The 16,659-nt window shown below is 72.9% G+C and carries 15 protein-coding genes; 3 read left to right on the plus strand and 12 right to left on the minus strand.

The window, feature by feature from the left end:
* Nucleotides 1-110 precede the first annotated feature (110 nt).
* Complete coding sequence (locus tag ACIQWG_RS05020; protein WP_404090263.1) at nucleotides 111-1,439, plus strand: helix-turn-helix domain-containing protein; 1,329 nt, start codon at nucleotides 111-113, stop codon at nucleotides 1,437-1,439.
* A 114-nt stretch (nucleotides 1,440-1,553) separates the two neighbouring features.
* Here ACIQWG_RS05020 and ACIQWG_RS05025 read toward each other — a convergent pair whose 3' ends face one another.
* From ACIQWG_RS05025 to ACIQWG_RS05045, 5 genes are all read right to left on the minus strand, one after another.
* Nucleotides 1,554-1,973 carry a molybdopterin-binding protein gene (locus tag ACIQWG_RS05025; RefSeq protein ID WP_404090265.1) on the minus strand — a complete coding sequence of 140 codons (420 nt, stop codon included), beginning with the start codon at nucleotides 1,971-1,973 and terminating at the stop codon, nucleotides 1,554-1,556.
* Between the two features lie 148 nt (nucleotides 1,974-2,121).
* Complete coding sequence (locus ACIQWG_RS05030) at nucleotides 2,122-3,207, minus strand: ABC transporter ATP-binding protein (RefSeq protein ID WP_404090267.1); 1,086 nt, start codon at nucleotides 3,205-3,207, stop codon at nucleotides 2,122-2,124.
* Nucleotides 3,204-4,088: a molybdate ABC transporter permease subunit gene (gene modB, locus ACIQWG_RS05035; RefSeq protein WP_404090269.1), complete on the minus strand. Its 885-nt coding sequence runs from the start codon at nucleotides 4,086-4,088 to the stop codon at nucleotides 3,204-3,206. The genes ACIQWG_RS05030 and modB overlap by 4 nt, the downstream gene beginning before the upstream one ends.
* Complete coding sequence (modA, locus tag ACIQWG_RS05040; protein WP_404090271.1) at nucleotides 4,085-4,912, minus strand: molybdate ABC transporter substrate-binding protein; 828 nt, start codon at nucleotides 4,910-4,912, stop codon at nucleotides 4,085-4,087. Before modA ends, modB begins: the two co-directional genes overlap by 4 nt.
* 240 nt (nucleotides 4,913-5,152) lie before the next feature.
* Nucleotides 5,153-5,545, minus strand: a complete 393-nt coding sequence (locus ACIQWG_RS05045) for a molybdopterin-binding protein (RefSeq protein WP_404090273.1) — start codon at nucleotides 5,543-5,545, stop codon at nucleotides 5,153-5,155.
* A 153-nt stretch (nucleotides 5,546-5,698) separates the two neighbouring features.
* On the opposite strand from ACIQWG_RS05045, the gene ACIQWG_RS05050 reads away from it, so the two are divergent.
* Complete coding sequence (locus ACIQWG_RS05050) at nucleotides 5,699-6,934, plus strand: MFS transporter (protein WP_404090275.1); 1,236 nt, start codon at nucleotides 5,699-5,701, stop codon at nucleotides 6,932-6,934.
* Here ACIQWG_RS05050 and ACIQWG_RS05055 read toward each other — a convergent pair.
* The 5 genes from ACIQWG_RS05055 to ACIQWG_RS05075 all read right to left on the minus strand — a co-directional run bounded on the left by ACIQWG_RS05055 (nucleotide 6,931) and on the right by ACIQWG_RS05075 (nucleotide 12,452).
* Nucleotides 6,931-7,923, minus strand: a complete 993-nt coding sequence (locus ACIQWG_RS05055; RefSeq protein ID WP_404090276.1) for a TAXI family TRAP transporter solute-binding subunit — start codon at nucleotides 7,921-7,923, stop codon at nucleotides 6,931-6,933. The genes ACIQWG_RS05050 and ACIQWG_RS05055 overlap by 4 nt on opposite strands.
* Nucleotides 7,920-9,347: an ATP-binding protein gene (locus ACIQWG_RS05060; protein WP_404090278.1), complete on the minus strand. Its 1,428-nt coding sequence runs from the start codon at nucleotides 9,345-9,347 to the stop codon at nucleotides 7,920-7,922. The genes ACIQWG_RS05055 and ACIQWG_RS05060 overlap by 4 nt, the downstream gene beginning before the upstream one ends.
* An 8-nt stretch (nucleotides 9,348-9,355) precedes the next feature.
* A complete protein-coding gene (locus ACIQWG_RS05065; protein WP_404090280.1) occupies nucleotides 9,356-10,015 on the minus strand; it encodes a response regulator transcription factor in 660 nt (219 codons plus the stop codon).
* Between the two features lie 17 nt (nucleotides 10,016-10,032).
* Complete coding sequence (locus ACIQWG_RS05070) at nucleotides 10,033-11,376, minus strand: MFS transporter (protein ID WP_404090282.1); 1,344 nt, start codon at nucleotides 11,374-11,376, stop codon at nucleotides 10,033-10,035.
* A 173-nt stretch (nucleotides 11,377-11,549) separates the two neighbouring features.
* Entirely contained in the window at nucleotides 11,550-12,452 is a 903-nt protein-coding gene (locus ACIQWG_RS05075) for an NADP-dependent oxidoreductase (RefSeq protein WP_404090284.1), read from the minus strand.
* 169 nt (nucleotides 12,453-12,621) lie between these two features.
* Here ACIQWG_RS05075 and ACIQWG_RS05080 point away from each other — a divergent pair, with 169 nt between their 5' ends.
* Nucleotides 12,622-13,926, plus strand: a complete 1,305-nt coding sequence (locus ACIQWG_RS05080; RefSeq protein WP_404090286.1) for a LuxR C-terminal-related transcriptional regulator — start codon at nucleotides 12,622-12,624, stop codon at nucleotides 13,924-13,926.
* Nucleotides 13,927-13,960: 34 nt separating this feature from the next.
* Here the strand turns inward: ACIQWG_RS05080 and abc-f are convergent, their stop codons facing one another.
* Both abc-f and ACIQWG_RS05090 read right to left on the minus strand, forming a co-directional pair.
* Nucleotides 13,961-15,586 (minus strand): ribosomal protection-like ABC-F family protein, encoded by a 1,626-nt coding sequence (gene abc-f / locus ACIQWG_RS05085; RefSeq protein ID WP_404090819.1) that lies wholly within the window; start codon nucleotides 15,584-15,586, stop codon nucleotides 13,961-13,963.
* Between the two features lie 310 nt (nucleotides 15,587-15,896).
* Complete coding sequence (locus ACIQWG_RS05090) at nucleotides 15,897-16,586, minus strand: GAF and ANTAR domain-containing protein (RefSeq protein WP_404090288.1); 690 nt, start codon at nucleotides 16,584-16,586, stop codon at nucleotides 15,897-15,899.
* Between the last annotated feature and the right edge of the window lie 73 nt (nucleotides 16,587-16,659).

Below are 16,659 nucleotides of genomic sequence, written 5' to 3' on the forward strand. Positions count from 1 at the left end.
CGCCATCCCCGGCGGACGATCAGGGACACTGGAACGGCTGGAACACGTCTGACCTGGCGCTATGTCCGTCCCCTGGAACGGGGGAACGGGACACGGGGGATGGAGGAACGGTGTCGGAAGGCACTGCGGCAGCCGATTTCGCGGCGCTGCTGCGACAGTTGAAGGACCGCTCGGGACTCAGTTACGGAGTCCTCGGCAAACGCTTGCACATGAGTACCTCGACGTTGCACCGGTACTGCAACGGGGACGCCGTCCCCACCGACTACGCGCCCGTGGAACGGCTGGCCCGGCTGTGCAAGGCCACGCCGGACGAACTCGTGGAGCTGCACCGGCGGTGGGTGCGGGCGGACGCGATGCGGGGGCAGAGGGCGGCGGGGGTGACCGCTCCGGAAGGCGCGGTGGCCCTCCCCGAAGACGGCGCGGTCCCGGCCACCCCACCCGAGGCCGAGGCCGAAGCCGGAGTCGAGACGAACGCCGAGTCCGTCCCTGCCGAGACCTCCGGCCCCGCCGAGTCGCCCGCGCCTCCCAAGCGCCCCGTCACCGCCCGCCGCCCCCGTCGCCGTACCGCCGTCATGGCCGCCGTGGGGGTGGCCGTCGTTCTCGGTGCCGTCGCGCTGGCCGTGAACCTCCCTTCGGGCGGGGCGCGAGGCGACGAGGACCGGCGCAGCCCCGTCGGTGCCGCCGCGTCGAAGGAAGCCACGGCCCAGCCGACGCGGACCGGGCCCAAGTCCCCTTCCAAGAGCGCCGAACCCGACGGGAAGAACTCCCCGTCCCGCTCGGCCCCTTCAGCGAGGAGCACCGCCGACGGCGGGGCCGGCACGGCCGACGAGTCGGACGCCGGGCCTCCGCTCACCGTCAACAGCGGTCCGTTCACCTGGGAACACCCGTGCTCCCAGCACTACTTGATCGACCGGCCCGAGACCGAGGTCGGCCCGCCCCCGGTGGAACAGGACGCGCCGGCCTGGGTCGGGGCCTACAAGGCCGTGTCGGCCGGGGAGCAGTTGGTGACGGTGACCGTCCAGGGAACGGGCCGGGAGACGGTGGTCCTGGACAGTCTGAAGGTCCGTGTGGTCGGCAAGGACAGGCCCCTGAACTGGAACGACTACGTCATGGGTGTCGGCTGCGGGGGAGATGTGCCGACCCGGCCCTTCACCGTCGCGCTGGATGCGGCGCGGCCCAGCGTCGAGGCCGGGGCCGGACAGCGGGACTTCCCGTTCAAGGTCAGCGAGTCGGAACCGGAGGTCCTGAAGATCACGGCCGACGCGTCGGCGTACGACGTGAGCTGGTATCTGGAGCTGGCGTGGTCGAGCGGCGGCCGGAAGGGCACGCTGGTCGTCGACGACGGCGGCAGGCCGTTCCGCACGAGCGGCAACAACGGCCGGCCGGCGTACGAGTTCCCCGTCGGCGGCGAGAAGTGGCTGGCGTCGACCGGCGGATGAGCGCGGCGAGGGGCGCTGGGCGAGGGCGGCGCACCCAAGGGTCCTTCCCCGACATGAGCCGAGGCGTACTCGGTGAGGCGAGCGCGCCCGCTCACACGGTGGCGAGCCTCGGTCTCACACGGTGGCGAGCGAGACCTCCGTCGACTTGAACAGCACGGTGACCGCGGAGCCCGCCGCCAGTCCGAGATCGGCCACCGCGTCCTGAGTGATCGCGGCGGTCACCTCGCCGCCGTCGACCGAGACCTTGACCGAGGCCATGGCGGCGCCCGCAGCGACCTCGCGCACGGTGCCGGGCAGCTGGTTGCGGATGGACAGGCCCTGCACCGGGCCGGTCGCCAGCGAGACCTCCGTGGCCTTGATCAGGGTGCGTACGGCAGACCCCTCCGCGAGGCCCAGGTCCTTGACGGCGTCGAGTGTGACGGCGGCGGTGACGTCCTGGCCGCCGTCGAGGCGGACCCTGACCGTCGCCATCGCCTCCCCCTGGGTGACGGAGGTGACGGTGCCGGGGATCTGGTTGCGGATGGTCAGGGTCATGGTCGTACGCCTCGCAGGTGAGAGTGTGGCGGCGATTTGCCCGCTTTGGGGGTGCTGTGAGGCCCACCGTAATCGGGCGGAGTCCCTCCCCGCGGGAACCCCGTCGCAACCGCGAGGCGAGACCCCGAGGGTCCCTCGCAACTCGGCCTCAGGCGGGGTACGCGTGCGTCTGGGCCGCCTTGACCGTCGCCCACACCGTGGCTCCGGGGTGGAGATCGAGTTCGGCGGCGGCGATGGTCGTGAGGTCGGCGGCCAGGGGCAGTTCGCCGGTCAGGTCCGCGCGGATCTGGTCGCCGTGGGTCTCCAGACCGGCCACCTCGCAGCGCCAGAGGTTGCGGGCGCTGGAGCCGGTGGGGTGATCGCGGTGCAGGGTGACCGCGCCGGGCGGGAAGGCGACGAAGACCGGGCCGGTGAGGTCCTCGGTGGTCGTGATCGCGGGACCGCCGTCGACACGGACCGTGTGCCCGTCGGCCTCGCCCCGGTAGAGGTTCAGACCGACCAGGTGTGCGATGTAGTCGGTGCGTGGACGGCGGGCGATGTCGGCCGGTGTGCCCTCCTGGACGACGTGGCCGTCCTCGACGACGACCAGCCGGTCGGCCAGCACCATCGCGTCCAGCGGGTCGTGTGTGACGAGTACCGCGACCGCCTCGAAGTCGGCCAGATGGTGCCGGAGCTGGGCGCGCACGTCGAGGCGGGTCCGGGCGTCGAGCGCGGCGAGCGGTTCGTCGAGGAGCAGCAGGCGCGGGTGGGTGGCAAGGGCCCGGGCGAGGGCGACGCGCTGGGCCTGACCGCCGGACAGCTTGCGGGGCTTGCTCCCGGCGTGGTCGGCGAGACCCATCCGCTCCAGCCACCCGGCGGCCTGGGCCCGGGCCTCCGCCTTGCCGACGCCGTGGCAGCGCGGCCCGAAGGCCACGTTGTCCAGAGCGGTGAGGTGCGGGAAGAGCAGGTAGTCCTGGAAGACCACGCCGACCGGACGCGACTCCGGTCGCGTACGGTCCAAGTCCTCGCCGTCCAGCCGGAGATGGCCGCCGGACAGCGGGACGAGACCGGCGAGGGCCCGCAGGGCGGTCGTCTTGCCCGCGCCGTTCGGGCCGAGGAGCGCCACCACGTCACCCGGCGCCGCGCCCAGCGCCACGTCGAGGCGGAACGAGCCGCGCTCCACCACGAGGCGGGCGTCGAGCCCCGCACCGGCCGGGACCGGGTGATCGGTGGTGATTCTCTCCAGGTCGGTCATGAGGCGGTCATCCATCGGTCACGCAACCCGGCCAGCACCGCGACCGACACGGCGAGCAGCACCAGGCTGAGGGCGATCGCCGCCTCCGGGTCGTTCTGGAGGGCGAGGTAGACGGCGAGCGGCATGGTCTGGGTACGGCCCGGGAAGTTCCCGGCGAAGGTGATCGTCGCGCCGAACTCGCCGAGCGCCCGCGCCCAGGCGAGGACGGCGCCGGCCGCGATACCGGGCGCGATGAGCGGCAGAGTGACCCGGCGGAACGCCGTGAAGCGCGACGCGCCCAAGGTCGTGGCGGCCTCCTCGTAGCGCGGATCGGCGGCTCGGAGGGTGCCCTCCACGCTGATGACGAGGAACGGCATCGCCACGAACGCCTCCGCCACCACCACGCCCGCCGTCGTGAAGGGCAGCGTCACCCCGAACCAGTCGTCCAGCCACCGGCCCACGACCCCGTTGCGGCCCAGCGCCATCAGCAGCGCCACACCGCCGACGACCGGCGGCAGGACGAGCGGCAGGGTGACCAGGGCCCGGACGATTCCGCGGCCCGGGAACTCGACCCGGGCCAGCAGCCAGGCCAGCGGCACCCCGATCACCAGGCTCACCGCGGTGGCGGCGGTGGCGCAGACCAGCGACAGCTGGAGCGCCTGCCACACCTCCGAACTGGTCAGCAGATCGGGCATGCTGCGCCAGGGGGCGCGGATCAACAGGGCGACGAGCGGGAGGACCAGGAAGGCCAGGCCGATCAGCGCGGGCACGAGCAGCGGCAAGGGGGCGCCGCCGCGGCCGCGCGGGCCGCGTCGGCCGTCCCCTCGCACGCGGCGGCGCCGCGGGCCACCGGTCAGGGTGTCCGCGGCGCCGGCCTTGCCCGGGGAGGACGAGGAGGTCACGGCTGGAGGAACCCTGCTCCGGTCAGGACCTTCTGGCCCTCGGGCGACCGCACCAGCGCCATGAACGCCTTGGCCGCCTCGGTGTTCCGCGACTCCTTGAGCAGGGTGATCGGGTAGTCGTTGATGGCGTCGGCCGACTCCGGGAACTCCACGCCCTCCACCTTCTCACCCGCCGCCTTCACATCGGTCTTGTAGACGACGGCCGCGTCGGCCTCCTTCAACACCACCTTGTTGAGGGCGGACTTGACGTCCTCCTCGTAGGAGACCGGCGTGAGCTTCAGCTTGCTCGCGTCCAGGGCCTTCTGGGCGGCGGCACCGCACGGCACCGTCTTGTCGCACAGCACGACCTTCAGATCCGACTTGGTGAGGTCCTTCAGGGAAGCGACCTTGCCGGGGTTGCCCGGCAGGGTGGCGATCTCCAGCTGGTTGCGGACGAAGGTCGCGGGCGTGCCCGAAGCGTCCCCGGCATCCGTGACGATCTTCATTGTCTTGGGGCTGGCGGAGGCGAAGACATCCGCGGGCGCACCGCCGGTGATGCTCGCGGCGAGGGCGTCGCTGCCGCCGAAGCTGAAGGTCACCTTCGTACCCGGGTGCTCCTTCTCGAACTGCTCGCCCAGTGTCGTGAAGCTCTCCTTCAGGGACGCCGCGGCGAAGACGATCACCTCGCCGGACAGCTTGTCCGAGGCGGAGGCCGACGCGGCCGAGTCCGAGTCGGCGGAGGAGTCCGAGTCGGAGGACGAGCAGGCGCTCAGGGCGAGCAGGGCGGCGGCACCTGCGCCGGTCACCTTCAGCATCCGGCGGGTCCGGCGCACGGAACGGGTCATCACGGGTCCACTCCCTCTGGGCCTGAACGGACTCGGCCAGGGTCCAGCGCCCCTGGCCACGCCCGGTAGGTGTGCATACGCCGATGATAGTGCCGCAAGTGCGAGGTGAAAGTCTCTTGTCGCATTGCATGAGCGGGATCATCCGGCGACAGGCGTGGCATGTGCGTTTGTACGGGAGTGCTGTTCCGGGACGTGCAGGGACAGGCCGCCCCCGCCTGCCCGCCTGCCCGCCTGCCAGCCTCAGACCCGGTCGATGTGCACGTTCGTCGACTTCACGCGGGCGGTGGCCTCCATCCCGACCTCCAGCCCCAGCTCCTCCACGGCCTCCCGGGTCAGCAGCGACACCAGCCGGTGCGGTCCGGCCTGGATCTCCACCTGGGCCGCCACGTCACCCAGCTTGATCGCGGTGACGATGCCGGGGAAGGCGTTGCGGACCGAGGTGTAGGAGGCGTCCTCCTCGCCGCCGCCCTTGGCCAGCTCCACCGAGAAGGCGGCCAGGTCCTTCCCGTCGATGAGCCGCCTGCCGCCCTCGTCCCGATGGGTCGCCACCCGCCCCGCGTCCGCCCACCGTCGCGCGGTGTCCGGACTGACGCCGAGCAGCCGTGCGGCCTGGCCGATCGTGTATGCCTGCATGCAGGCCAAGATAGGTCAGACGCCGAGGCCGGCGGCGCACCAGGGATCTGTACAGCCGTCCGTCGGGTGGCCTACGTTGCGAGCGGAATCGGGCCCGTCGGCGCGCTGGTGGCTGGGTAGCGCGTCTCCTCGACATGCCCGATGGAGACGTCCGTGTCCTATCGTTCCCTGCTGCGCGTTTCAGGCGTCGGCTTCTTCCCGCTGGGATTCCTGGCCCGGCTGCCGTACGCGTCCTCGGCCCTCGCCACGCTGGTCCTGCTCCAGTCGTCCACCCACAGTTACGCCTTCGCCGGGCTCGCCGCCGCGGCGCAGAGCATCGCCATCGCCGTCGGCGGGCCCGTGGTCGGTGTCCTGGCCGACCGCCACGGCCACCGGACCGTCGCGGCCCTCGCCACGCTCGCCAACTTCGCGGCCTGGGCAACCCTGTTGGCCGCGAGCCAGGGCACCCGGGCGGGGATGCTCGGCACCGCGGTCACAGTCGGGCTGACCCAGCCGCAGGTCGGCCCGCTCGTCCGAGTGCACTGGTCACGGCTTCTCCGGGCGCGCGGTGAGGGCCGGCTGCTGACCACGGCCCTCGCGTACGAGGCGTCCGCCGACGAGTTGAGCTTCGTCGCCGGACCGGCCCTCGTCGGCCTGCTGGCGGTGGCCGGCCCCCTCGCACCCGCGGCCCTGATCATGGCCCTGATCGCGACCACCACCCTGCCCTTCGCCCTGCTCCACTCCCACCGCGCCGTTCTCGGGCGACCCGGGGCGGATCGCCGCGCGGCGCGGCTGCCCCGCCGCCCCCTGACCGTCATGTTCCTGGCCATGGTGGCGATGGGCGCCGTCTTCGGTGCGCTCCAGACCGCCGTCACGGTCTACGCCGACAGCATCGGAGAGCCCGCCGCGTGGGGACTCCTCTACGCCGAGTTCGGCATCGGCAGCGCCCTGGCCGGAGCCGCATGTGCCTGGCTGCCCCAGAGGTTCTCGCCGCGCGCCCGCTATCTCACGTTCGCCGCGACCCTTCTCGCGGGAACGCTCGCACTGTTCGCCGGTGCGCGTCTGGTGTCCCTGCCCGCCGCCGTCGCCGTGGCCGGGTTCGCCGTGGCGCCGTACATGATCAGTCTCTACGCCCTGACCGAGCGACTCGCCCCCACGGAGCGGGCCGCCCTCGCGATGACCGTCCTGTGTGCCGGCGGTCCCCTCGGTACGGCGGTGGGACAGGCCGCCTCCGGCGCGCTCGCCGAGAGCCACGGCAGCGACGGCGCGCTCCTGGTGGCCGTCGCGGTCGCCGCCCTCGCGTTCCTGCTGGCGCTGTCGGCCGTGACGGCTGATCGAAGGCGCGGCATCTGGATCGTGGACAGCGCTCAGCCGGACGAAGCCCTCACCGAGTCCGCCTCCCTCGGCTAGCCGTGCAGTTCCCGGTACGCCACGACCGCCCCCGGATGCAGCGGCACGGCGCCCGTCGAGATCAGGCTTCGGGCGTCGAGGAACTGTGTCCCGAGGGCCGTCGCGGGGACGAGCCGGGTGGCCCGGCGTACCAGGACGTCGGTGAGGGCGGCCGCTATGGGGGAGGGGAGATCGGGGCCGCACAGAAGGAGGTTGGCCACCCCGATGGTGGCCACCTCTGGGGTGCCCCGGTACGCCCCGGCCGGCACCGTCACCGCCTCGAGGCCCGATCCGAATCGATCCGTGCCGGCGCGCAGCCGGGGGAGCAGATCGGCCAGCGGCAGCAGGCGGACGCCGTGCCGGCTGTCGAGGTCGGAGAGTGTCGGCAGCGGGATGCCGCCCGACACGAGGAGGGCGTCGATCGCGCCGTCCCCCATCGCCCGTGCCGCCTGCGGCAGCAACAGGTGACGGACCTGGACGTCGGCGCCCGGAGTCAGCCCGGCCGCGCGTATCAGGCGGTCGCCGAGCACGGCACCCCCGGAGGCGGGAGCGCCCAGGGAAACCGTGCGCCCCGCCAGGTCGGCGACGGTGTGGACCGGTGTGTCGGCGCGCACGGCCAGCTGGAGGTAGTTCTCGTAGACCCGGCCGATCGCCCGCAGGGGGACCGGGCGGGCGAAGGGCGCCGAACCGGCGTGCGCGGCCCACGCGATGTCGGCCAGGGCCAGCGCCACCTCGGCGCGGCCCTCCTGGAGCAGCCGTATGTTGGCCACGCTGGCCTCGCTGTTGACGACCTCGCAGGACAGCCGGGGGTACACGGCCCGCACCTGGTCGGCGAGCAGTCGCCCGAAGGCGGCGTAGAAGTTGCCGGACTCGCCCGTCGCGATCCGCACCCTGCCTTGCGGGCCACGGTCCGCGTGCCGTGCGTCGGCCGTCCCGGCGGCGGCGAGCACACCGGTGCACGCCGCCGCGAGGGCCGCGCGCAGGGCGGTGCGACGACCTGGGCGGCTCATGGCGTACGGCCCTTCGCCGAGGGCGGCCGTGGCGTGCGCGCGTCGGCGCGCGGCAGCACGACCCTGACCCGCAGGCCGTGCGGCTCGGCCGACGTGAACTCGACATGCCCGCCACGGCCGGCCGCGAGCTGTTCGGCGATGGCCAGGCCGAGACCGCTGCCACGCACGTCACGGTGGCGTTCCGAGCGCCAGAAACGGGTTCCCGCCTCGGAGAGTTCGGCCGCGACCAGGCCCGGGCCGTCGTCCCGTACCTCGAACACCGCGTCCGTGCCGTCGGTGAAGCAGTGGGTGGCGACGCGGGCCCCGCGCCCCGCGTACTTGATCGCGTTGTCGAGCAGGATGTCGGCGACCTGGGCCAGTTCGGGCTCCGCGCAGGCGACCAGGACGGGCGGGCCGGGCACGGTGTCGAGACGCACCCCGGCCTGCTCGGCCACCGGGTGCCACAGCTGTGCCTGGGCGACGGCGACCGCCACCGCGTCGCAGCACGCTTGCGCCGCCTCCGTGACGGCCAGCTCTCCCGCCCGGTGCTCGGCGTTCGCCAGGGCGAGCAGGTCGTCGAGGAGGTGCTCCATGCGCTCGAGTTCGGCCGTGACGCCCGTGTAGGTGCGGGTGGCGGAGTCGGGCAGACGGAGCTGGAGGGAGTCGATGCGCAGACGCAGCGCGGCGAGCGGGTTGCGCAGCTGATGGGAGGTGTCCGCCACCAGGCGGCGCTGCTGCTCCAGCGCGGTGGTCACGGCGTCGGCCATGCGGTTGAAGCCGGTGGCCAGCTGCCGCAGTTCGGGCGGCCCACCCGCGTGCGCGTGCTCGGCGGGCAGCCCGGCCGCCAGCGTGCCGACCGCCCGGTCCAGATGATGCAGGGGGCGTACGACCCACCGGGTGGCGGCGCGGGCGAGCAGCACGCAGGCCACGGCGAACAGACCCGCACCGGCCAGGACCAGCGCCCAGCGCAGCGCGATGTCGTCCGCGGCCGCCCGGACCGACGCCCGCAGCACCACCGCGCCGGACACCCGGGTGCCGGTGCCCACCGGGCGGGCGAGCAGCCGGGTGCCGCGGGACCAGGGGCGCAGCGTCCCGCCGGGCGCCACCCGCTGGTTGCGCAGCGCCGCGTCGACCAGGCGGGCCACGGCAGGGTCCGCCGCGCGCATGCCGCCGCTCCGCACGACCGGGGCGCGCCGCGTGTCGACGACCACGACCGCCTCGCCGTACAGCTCGGAGTACCGGTCCACCTCGGCGGCCAGCACCGCGGTGTCACCGCTCTGCGCGGCCTGCTCGGCCAGCCCGGCGAAGCGGTCGAGGTCCCCGGTGCGGGCCGCGACGAGCTGCTCGGTGCGCTGGGTGGCGGTGACGCCGAGCAGCGGCACGGCGAACCCGGCCACCGCGAGCACCGCGAAGGCCAGGACGACGGTCAGCACCCGAGTACGCATGGGCCCGCTCAGCCGCCGAACCGGTAGCCGAAACCGCGGATGGTGGTCAGCACCTCCGGCCGGCCGAGCTTGGCCCGCAGCTGGGTGAGATGGACGTCGAGCGAGCGGGACACCGCCAGATACGCGTCGCCCCACACCTCGTCCATCAGCTGCTGGCGGCTGACGGCCGTGCCGGCCCGGGCGGCCAGCGCGGCCAGCACCGCGAACTCCTTGGTGGTCAGCCGCACGTCGGCACCGCCCACGGTCACTCGCCGGGCGTCGAGATCGACTTCGACGTCGGCGGCGCACACCGTGCGCGGCGCCGGCGCGGCCCGGGTGGCGGCGCGGCGGGTGACGGCCTCGATCCGGGCCAGCAGCTCGGCCAGCCGTACCGGCTTGACCAGGTAGTCGTCGGCGCCCAGCCGCAGTCCCCGCACCACCGACCGCTCGTCGCCGCGCGCGGTGAGCACCACCACCGGAAGACCGCTCACCGCCCGCAGCTTGCGCAGCACGTCGAGGCCGTCGAGGTCGGGCAGGCCCAGGTCGAGCAGGAGCAGATCGGTCTGGCGGTGGCGGGCGAGGACGTCCTCGCCGCGCCGCACCCGGGTGGGCAGATGACCGTGCTCGTGCAGGACCTCGGTGAGCGCCGCGGCCACCCCGTCGTCGTCCTCGGCCAGCAGTACGCGCACGCTCGCCACCCTCCCGGTCAGTCCTTGGCCTCGCTCTCCAGCGGCGATCCGTCCGACGTCTCGCGCATCCGAATGTAGACGAGCAGCGAGACCAGGACACAGGCGGTGACGTAGTAGAAGTACCAGCTCTCGTGACCGGCGTCCTTGAACCACAGCGCGATGTACTCGGCGGTCCCGCCGAACACGGCCACGGTCAGCGCGTACGGCAGCCCGACGCCCAGCGCCCGGATCGACGTCGGGAACAGCTCGGCCTTCACCACCGCGCTGATCGAGGTGTACAGGGAGCTGACCGCGAGCGGACCGACCATCAGCAGGAACGCGTACACGGGATCGCTGGTGTGCGACAGGAGCGTGAGCGACGGCACCACGACGACGGCACCGAGCACGCCGAACGCGATCAGCATCGGACGCCGCCCCACCCGGTCGGACAGCAAGCCCATGACCGGCTGGAGCACCACGAACACCAGCAGCGCGAAGAAGTTGATCCAGGCCGCCGTGGGCTTCGCGATGCCACTGGTGTTGACCATGAACTTCTGCAAGTACGTGGTGTACGTGTAGAAGAACAGCGTGCCGCCCATGGTCAGCCCGACGACGACCAGGCACTGGCGAGGGTAGGACAGCAGCATCCGCAGACTGCCACGCGCCGGCCGTCCCTCTTCGACTTCCGCGTCCTCGGCAGCCACCCGCTCGAAGCTCTCCGACTCGTCCATGCCACGCCGCAGCCACAGCACGACGATCGCCCCGGCGGCACCGACGACGAACGCGATCCGCCAGCCCCACGCCTCCATCTGCGTTCCGCTGAGCGCCTGTTGGAGGACGATCTGAAGCCCGAGCGCCGTCAGCTGGCCGGCGATGAGCGTGACGTACTGGAAGCTGGAGTAGTAACCGCGCCGGCCGGGTGAGGCGACCTCGGACATATAGGTGGCCGACGTCGAGTACTCCCCGCCGACCGACAGGCCCTGCAACAGCCGTGCGGTCACCAGCAGCACCGGCGCGACGACACCGATCGCGTCGTACGACGGTGTCAACGCCACGATCAGCGAGCCGGCCGCCATCAGCGTCACCGACAGCGTCAGCGCGGCCCGGCGCCCCCGGCGGTCGGCGTACCGCCCCAGCACCCAGCCGCCGATCGGGCGCATCAGGAACCCGACGGCGAACACCGCGGCGGTGTTCAGCAACTGGGCGGTCTGGTCGCCGGAGGGAAAGAACGCGGCGGCGAAGTACACGCTGAACGCGGTGTACGCGTACCAGTCGTACCACTCGATCAGGTTGCCGATCGATCCGCGCAGGATGTTGCTGACGACTCTGCGTTCGCCGCGGCGCGAGCCCGCCGCGCCTTCGGTCGTGGTCTGTGTGGCCATCGAGAACTCCCTTGTCTGCGGCCCGGAGGCACACAGAGTCGGCGGAGCGAGACGGCCGTTCAAGATCGCGAACGAAGTCCTAACAGTCCCTTAGGACGGAGGGGGTGAGACCCGTGGAGATTCGGCCCCCCGGGACACCCGGGGGGACCGTCTCCGACAAGGGCTATCGGCGCTCAGGGCACCAGAATCAACTTGCCCGGCACATGGCCCGCTTCGCTGCGCTCGTGGACCTGGACGGCGTCCGCGAGGGGGCTGCTCTCGGCGACGCGGATCCGCAGCCGGCCCTCGGCCGCCAGCCGGGCGTGCTCGGCGAGGGCGTCCACGTGGGGCGCGCCGCCGGTGTGGAACGGGACGCCGTGCTCCGCGGCCTGTGGGTCGGCGATGGTGACGACGCGGTCCGTGGTCCCGCGCAGCTCGATCAGGGCGGGCAGATCGCCCGAGCCGGCCGCGTCGAACACCGCGTCCACGCCTTGCGGAGCGGCCGCCCTGACCCGGTCGGCCAGCCCCTCGCCGTAGGCCACGGGCACCGCGCCGAGCGACCGCAGATAATCGTGGTTGCCGGGCGACGCGGTGCCGATCACGGTCACGCCCCGGGCCACGGCCAACTGCACGGCGAGCGAACCGACCGCGCCCGCGGCCCCGTGCAACAGCAGCGTCTCGCCCTCCGTGACACCGAGCAGCTCCAGCACACCGATCGCCGCCTCGCCGGCCACCGGCAGGGCGGCGGCCGTCTCCCAGTCCAGCGCGGCCGGCTTGGCGGCGAAGTCGCTCAGCAGGGCGTACGGCGCGTAGGCGCCGGTCTCCGTCCAGCCGAGGATGTCGTCCCCGACCGCGACGCCGGTCACGCCCTCGCCCACCTCGTCGACGACGCCCGCGGCCTCCACACCGGGGATCGCGGGGAAGGTGGAGGGGGCCAGCACGGGCACCCAGCCGCGGCGGATCTTGTGGTCGATGGGGTTGACCGCCGCCGCCCTCACCCGGATCCGCACCTGGCCGGGGCCCGCGTGCGGCTCCTCGTACTCCGCGAGTCGCAACACGTCGGGGCCGCCGTACTCGTCGTAGACGATCGCCTTCATCTCAGCCACTCCTCATGATCGGTAAGTGTGCGGTCCGTCGGTTTCCGAGGACCGCGGGTCACGACTCCATGGTTGGTCGGCGCGCCCGGCACCGGGCTGTCCTTTCGGCCGGTTCGGGCTCGTCGAAAGGACAGGGTGAGGGGGGAAGCGGCTGGTTACGGTGGTGTGCATGGACCTCACCGGAGCAGTCGACGTGATCCGCGCACCGTTGAGCGAGACACTGCCGCGGCTGTCCGCCGTGCTCGGCGAGGAGATCCCGCACACGGCGGCGGCCGAGCTGGCGAGCAACTGCCCGCACTCGCCGTTCAAGACCCATGGCCCCCCACCGGGCCGGCCCGGATCCGTCATCACCACCGCCGACGTGGCAGCCCTGCGGGAGTTCGTCCCGGTGCGCGGCACCTGGCAGGGGCGGGCCCGGATCGCGGGCGCGGAGGTGCCCGTGCTGGTCCTCGCCAGCGACCTGACCGAACGGGGCGCCTGGCTGGTGCTCGTCCGCACCGAGGACAGCCCCGTGCCGGCGGACCGGCTCGCCGCCGCTCAGGCGCTGTGGGACCTGATGACCGCGCACCGCGAACGCATGGTCATGGAGGCGGTACCGGGCACCCTGGCGCCGTCCAGGGCGGCGGCCGCGGCCCGCGCGGCGGCCATCGCCGAACTCGGCGACGCGCACGGCGCCTCGCTCACCGCCCTGCTCGACGTCCTGCGCCGCCGCGACCTCGACGACGCGACGGCCCGGTCCCGCGCCATCGACCTGGCCTCCGTGGCGCTGATCGACCTGCGCGCCGAGGGCGAGCGGGACCAGGCGCTGGTGGAGCAGCGCACGGACCACGCGTTCGCCCGGCTCGCCGACTCACTGCGTCCGTCGCTGCGCGCCCGGGGCGTACGTCTCGACCTGGGCACGCCCGGCGCGGAGGAGGGCGCCGACCGGGTGCTGCCCGCCGACGTGTCCAACACCGCCCAGGCGGTGGTCCGAGCGGTCGTCCACGCCGCCCTGGACGACCAGGGAGCAGGGCCCGGGCCGACGGCGGACGGCGAGGAGCAGACCGTACGGCGGGTGCACATCGCCTTCAAGGCCGACTCCGACGAACTGCGCGCCACCGTACGGGACGACGGGCCCGGCATCCTTTCCCGCGCCGCCCTGGACCGGCGACGGGTCGGGGAGCGGCTGTCGGCCCTGGGCGGGAGCGTCGAACTCGACGCGGTACCCGGCTGGGGCACGACCGTGACGGTCCGGGTGCCGCTGGCCGCGCCCCAGACCCCGCGCGAGGACCCACTGACCGCGCTCGGCGAACGGGAACTGGAGGTGCTGCGCCATCTCGCGCGGGGCCGCCGCAACCGGGACATCGCCCAGGACCTGCACATCAGCGAGTCCACGGTGAAGTTCCATGTCGCGAACATCCTCGACAAGCTCGGCGTCAGCTCCCGCGGAGAGGCCGCCGCCCTCGCCCACGAGTGGGGCGCGGCCTCCTCCTGAGCCCGCCGACAGCCCGGTGCCCCGCACGGCCCGGTCACCGCGTGCGCCCACCCCGCAACTCCAGCCGTTCTCCCGGGAACTGCTCCCGGAAGCCGCGGTCGTGCGAGACCGCCACCACGGCTCCCGGATAGGCCGCCAGCGCCGCCTCCAGGCCCTCAACGAGGTCGAGCGCGAGATGGTTCGTCGGCTCGTCCAGTACGAGCAGGTCGGCGGGCCGGGTGACGAGACGGGCGAGCTGGAGCCGCCGTTGCTGCCCCGCGGACAGCGCCGCGACCGGTACGTGCAGGTCCTCCTCGCGGAACAGCCCCAGCGCCAGCAACCGCTCGGCGTACTCGTGCGGCAGCCCGGGCCGGCCGGCCGCGAAGGCCGCGAGCAGCGGAAGCCGCGTGGAGCGCGCCGGCAGCTCCTGCGCGAGGTACCCGATCCGGGCGGGGCGCCGTACGGTGCCCTCGTCCGGCTCCAGGTCACCGGCCAGGACACGCAGCAGTGTCGTCTTGCCCGCTCCGTTCTCGCCGGTGACCAGCAGCCGCTGACCCGGCCGCACGGTCAGCAGCCCGTCCAGGCGCAGCCGCTCACCCACGGCCACGCCGTCGAGCTCGGCCAGCGGGAGACGGGCCTCGGGCCGCTCGTCGCCGGCCACCGTCATGGCCGCGGTGAACCGCAGGGGTTGCGGTGGCGCCGGCACCGGGTTGCGGTGCAGGTGGGCCAGCCGCTCCCGGGCCGCGCGCACCTGCCCGCCGAGCTTGGCCTCGTGCGAGCGCCGGTGCTTGCCGAAGCCCTGCCGAGGGTCCTTGCCGGTGCCGGCCAGCCGCCTCCCGGCGTGGTCGAGCAGCTCCTCGATCCGGGCCACCTCCTCCAGCCACTCTCGGTGCTCCTGCTCCGCACCCCGTCGAGCGGCGGCTTTCGCGGCGCGGTACCCGGCCCAGCCGTCGCCGAAGCGACGCACCGCGCGTGCGTCCCGGTCCACCTCCAGGATCGTGGTGGCGACGCGCTCCAGGAACCCGCGGTCATGGGTGACCGCGACGACGGTGCCCCGGTGTGCGCGCAGATGCTCCTGGAGCCAGTGCACGGCCGCGGCGTCGAGGTGGTTCGTCGGTTCGTCCAGCAGCATCAGTTCGGGCGCGGCGGCCAGCACACAGGCGAGCGCCAGCCGCGACTGCTCGCCGCCGGACAGCGAGCCGAGCACCCGGTCGCGGGCGATCCCGGCCAGCCCGAGGCCGTGCATCGCGGCGTCGACGCGTACGTCCGCCTCGTACCCGCCGCGTTCCTCGTAGGCGATCAGCAGCTCACCGTAGGCGGCGAGCTCGTCCTGCGACGCCGCACCGAGCCCTTCCTCCGCCGCGCGCAGCCGTCGCTCCATGTCGCGCAGGTCGGCGAGGGCGAGGTCGACGGCGTCCTGCACGGTGCAGTCCGGGTCGAGGTCGAGGGTCTGGGCGAGATGGCCGACGCCACCCGGGAAGACGACGGTGAGGTCCCCGGCGTCGGGCGGCTCGGCTCCGGCGAGCAGCCGTAGCAGGGTGGACTTGCCGGAGCCGTTCTCACCGATGACGGCGGCCTTCTCGCCGGGGCGGACGGTGAAGGAGACCAGGTCGAGGACGGTGCGGGTGCCGTAGGTCTTGGTGACGTCCTTGACGGACAGCTGCGCCACGGCAGCGGGCATGGCGGTATGGGCGCGTTCGCGCATGTGACTTCCCCTGGGGATACGAAGGGTCTACGGGCGGCGGTGACGGCGACGCGGGCCGTGCCCGGGCTCAGAGGAAGTAGAAGAAAGCCATGCGCCCACCATAACAAAACGAACCGTCTCGTCTCCAGTGGAATTTCCGACATCGACTCCGTCGGTCCTGGTCCGAGTGAAAGCGGACGGGCTGGGGACTTGGCCATAAGGCCGGGCTCAGCGGCGTACCCCTTGGGGGCTGGTCCGGCCAGGCTCCTCTGGTTCAGACCGTGAGCCGGAGGAGCCGCAGGGGGAGTCAGGTGAGGCTGCCGCGCTCGCAGATCAGGCGCGCCACCTCACGGAGCTTGACGTTGTTCTCCTGCGAATAGCGGCGCAGCACGTCGAACGCCTGGTCCTCGGTGAGTTCATGGCTGCCCATGAGGATGCCCATGGCCTCACCGATCATGTGACGCGTGGCCACGGCGTGTTCCATCTGGGCATGCGTGCGGGCGCTGGAGAAGGCGACCGCGGCGTGGGAGGCCAGCAGCCAGCCGGCCAGTTCGCTGGCGTCCGTGAAGGACCCGGGCTTGTACGAGTAGATGTTCAGCGCGCCGAGGTCCTCGTCCTCCGTGTACAGCAGGAAACCCATCATGCTGCCCACGCCGAGCCGGTGGGCCGCGGGCCCGAACTTGGGCCATTTCGGCTGGTCCTTGGTGAAGTCCGGGATGCGGAACACCCGCTCGCCCTGCTTGGTGCGGGCGGCGTCGAAGCACGGCCCCTCACCCAGCCGCTCCTGAAGCATGTCACTGTCGACGACCAGTTGCTGTGTGGGCGCCAGCGTCTGGACCTTCTTGCTGTGCAGCACCAGAATCCCGGCCGCGTCACACCCCTCCACCAGCTCGATCGCCGAGCTGGTGATCCGCTCCAGAGTGGCGTCGACCGACTCCTGGGCCAGCAGATCCCGGGCCATCGACGCCATGTTCTGCGCGAACCGAGGCCAGTCCATCGCATCCACCTCTCGGTCCGACCCGGTCGGGCCCTGTTCCCAGCATGTCACGCGAGAGTCCGGGTGCCCCCGC

The sequence above is a fragment of the Streptomyces sp. NPDC098781 genome (assembly GCF_044759995.1).
In the GTDB taxonomy this organism is placed as follows: Bacteria; Actinomycetota; Actinomycetes; order Streptomycetales; family Streptomycetaceae; genus Streptomyces.

Excerpts from the sequence above, each read along its gene's own strand:
- ACIQWG_RS05025 (WP_404090265.1), bottom strand. The coding sequence starts at position 1,973 with ATGACCCTGACCATCCGCAACCAGATCCCCGGCACCGTCACCTCCGTC.
- ACIQWG_RS05090 (WP_404090288.1), bottom strand. The coding sequence starts at position 16,586 with ATGGACTGGCCTCGGTTCGCGCAGAACATGGCGTCGATGGCCCGGGAT.
- abc-f (WP_404090819.1), bottom strand. The coding sequence starts at position 15,586 with ATGCCCGCTGCCGTGGCGCAGCTGTCCGTCAAGGACGTCACCAAGACC.
- ACIQWG_RS05060 (WP_404090278.1), bottom strand. The coding sequence starts at position 9,347 with ATGCGTACTCGGGTGCTGACCGTCGTCCTGGCCTTCGCGGTGCTCGCG.
- ACIQWG_RS05030 (WP_404090267.1), bottom strand. The coding sequence starts at position 3,207 with ATGACCGACCTGGAGAGAATCACCACCGATCACCCGGTCCCGGCCGGT.
- ACIQWG_RS05075 (WP_404090284.1), bottom strand. The coding sequence starts at position 12,452 with ATGAAGGCGATCGTCTACGACGAGTACGGCGGCCCCGACGTGTTGCGA.
- ACIQWG_RS05045 (WP_404090273.1), bottom strand. The coding sequence starts at position 5,545 with ATGCAGGCATACACGATCGGCCAGGCCGCACGGCTGCTCGGCGTCAGT.
- ACIQWG_RS05080 (WP_404090286.1), top strand. The coding sequence starts at position 12,622 with ATGGACCTCACCGGAGCAGTCGACGTGATCCGCGCACCGTTGAGCGAG.
- ACIQWG_RS05055 (WP_404090276.1), bottom strand. The coding sequence starts at position 7,923 with ATGAGCCGCCCAGGTCGTCGCACCGCCCTGCGCGCGGCCCTCGCGGCG.
- modA (WP_404090271.1), bottom strand. The coding sequence starts at position 4,912 with ATGACCCGTTCCGTGCGCCGGACCCGCCGGATGCTGAAGGTGACCGGC.
- ACIQWG_RS05070 (WP_404090282.1), bottom strand. The coding sequence starts at position 11,376 with ATGGCCACACAGACCACGACCGAAGGCGCGGCGGGCTCGCGCCGCGGC.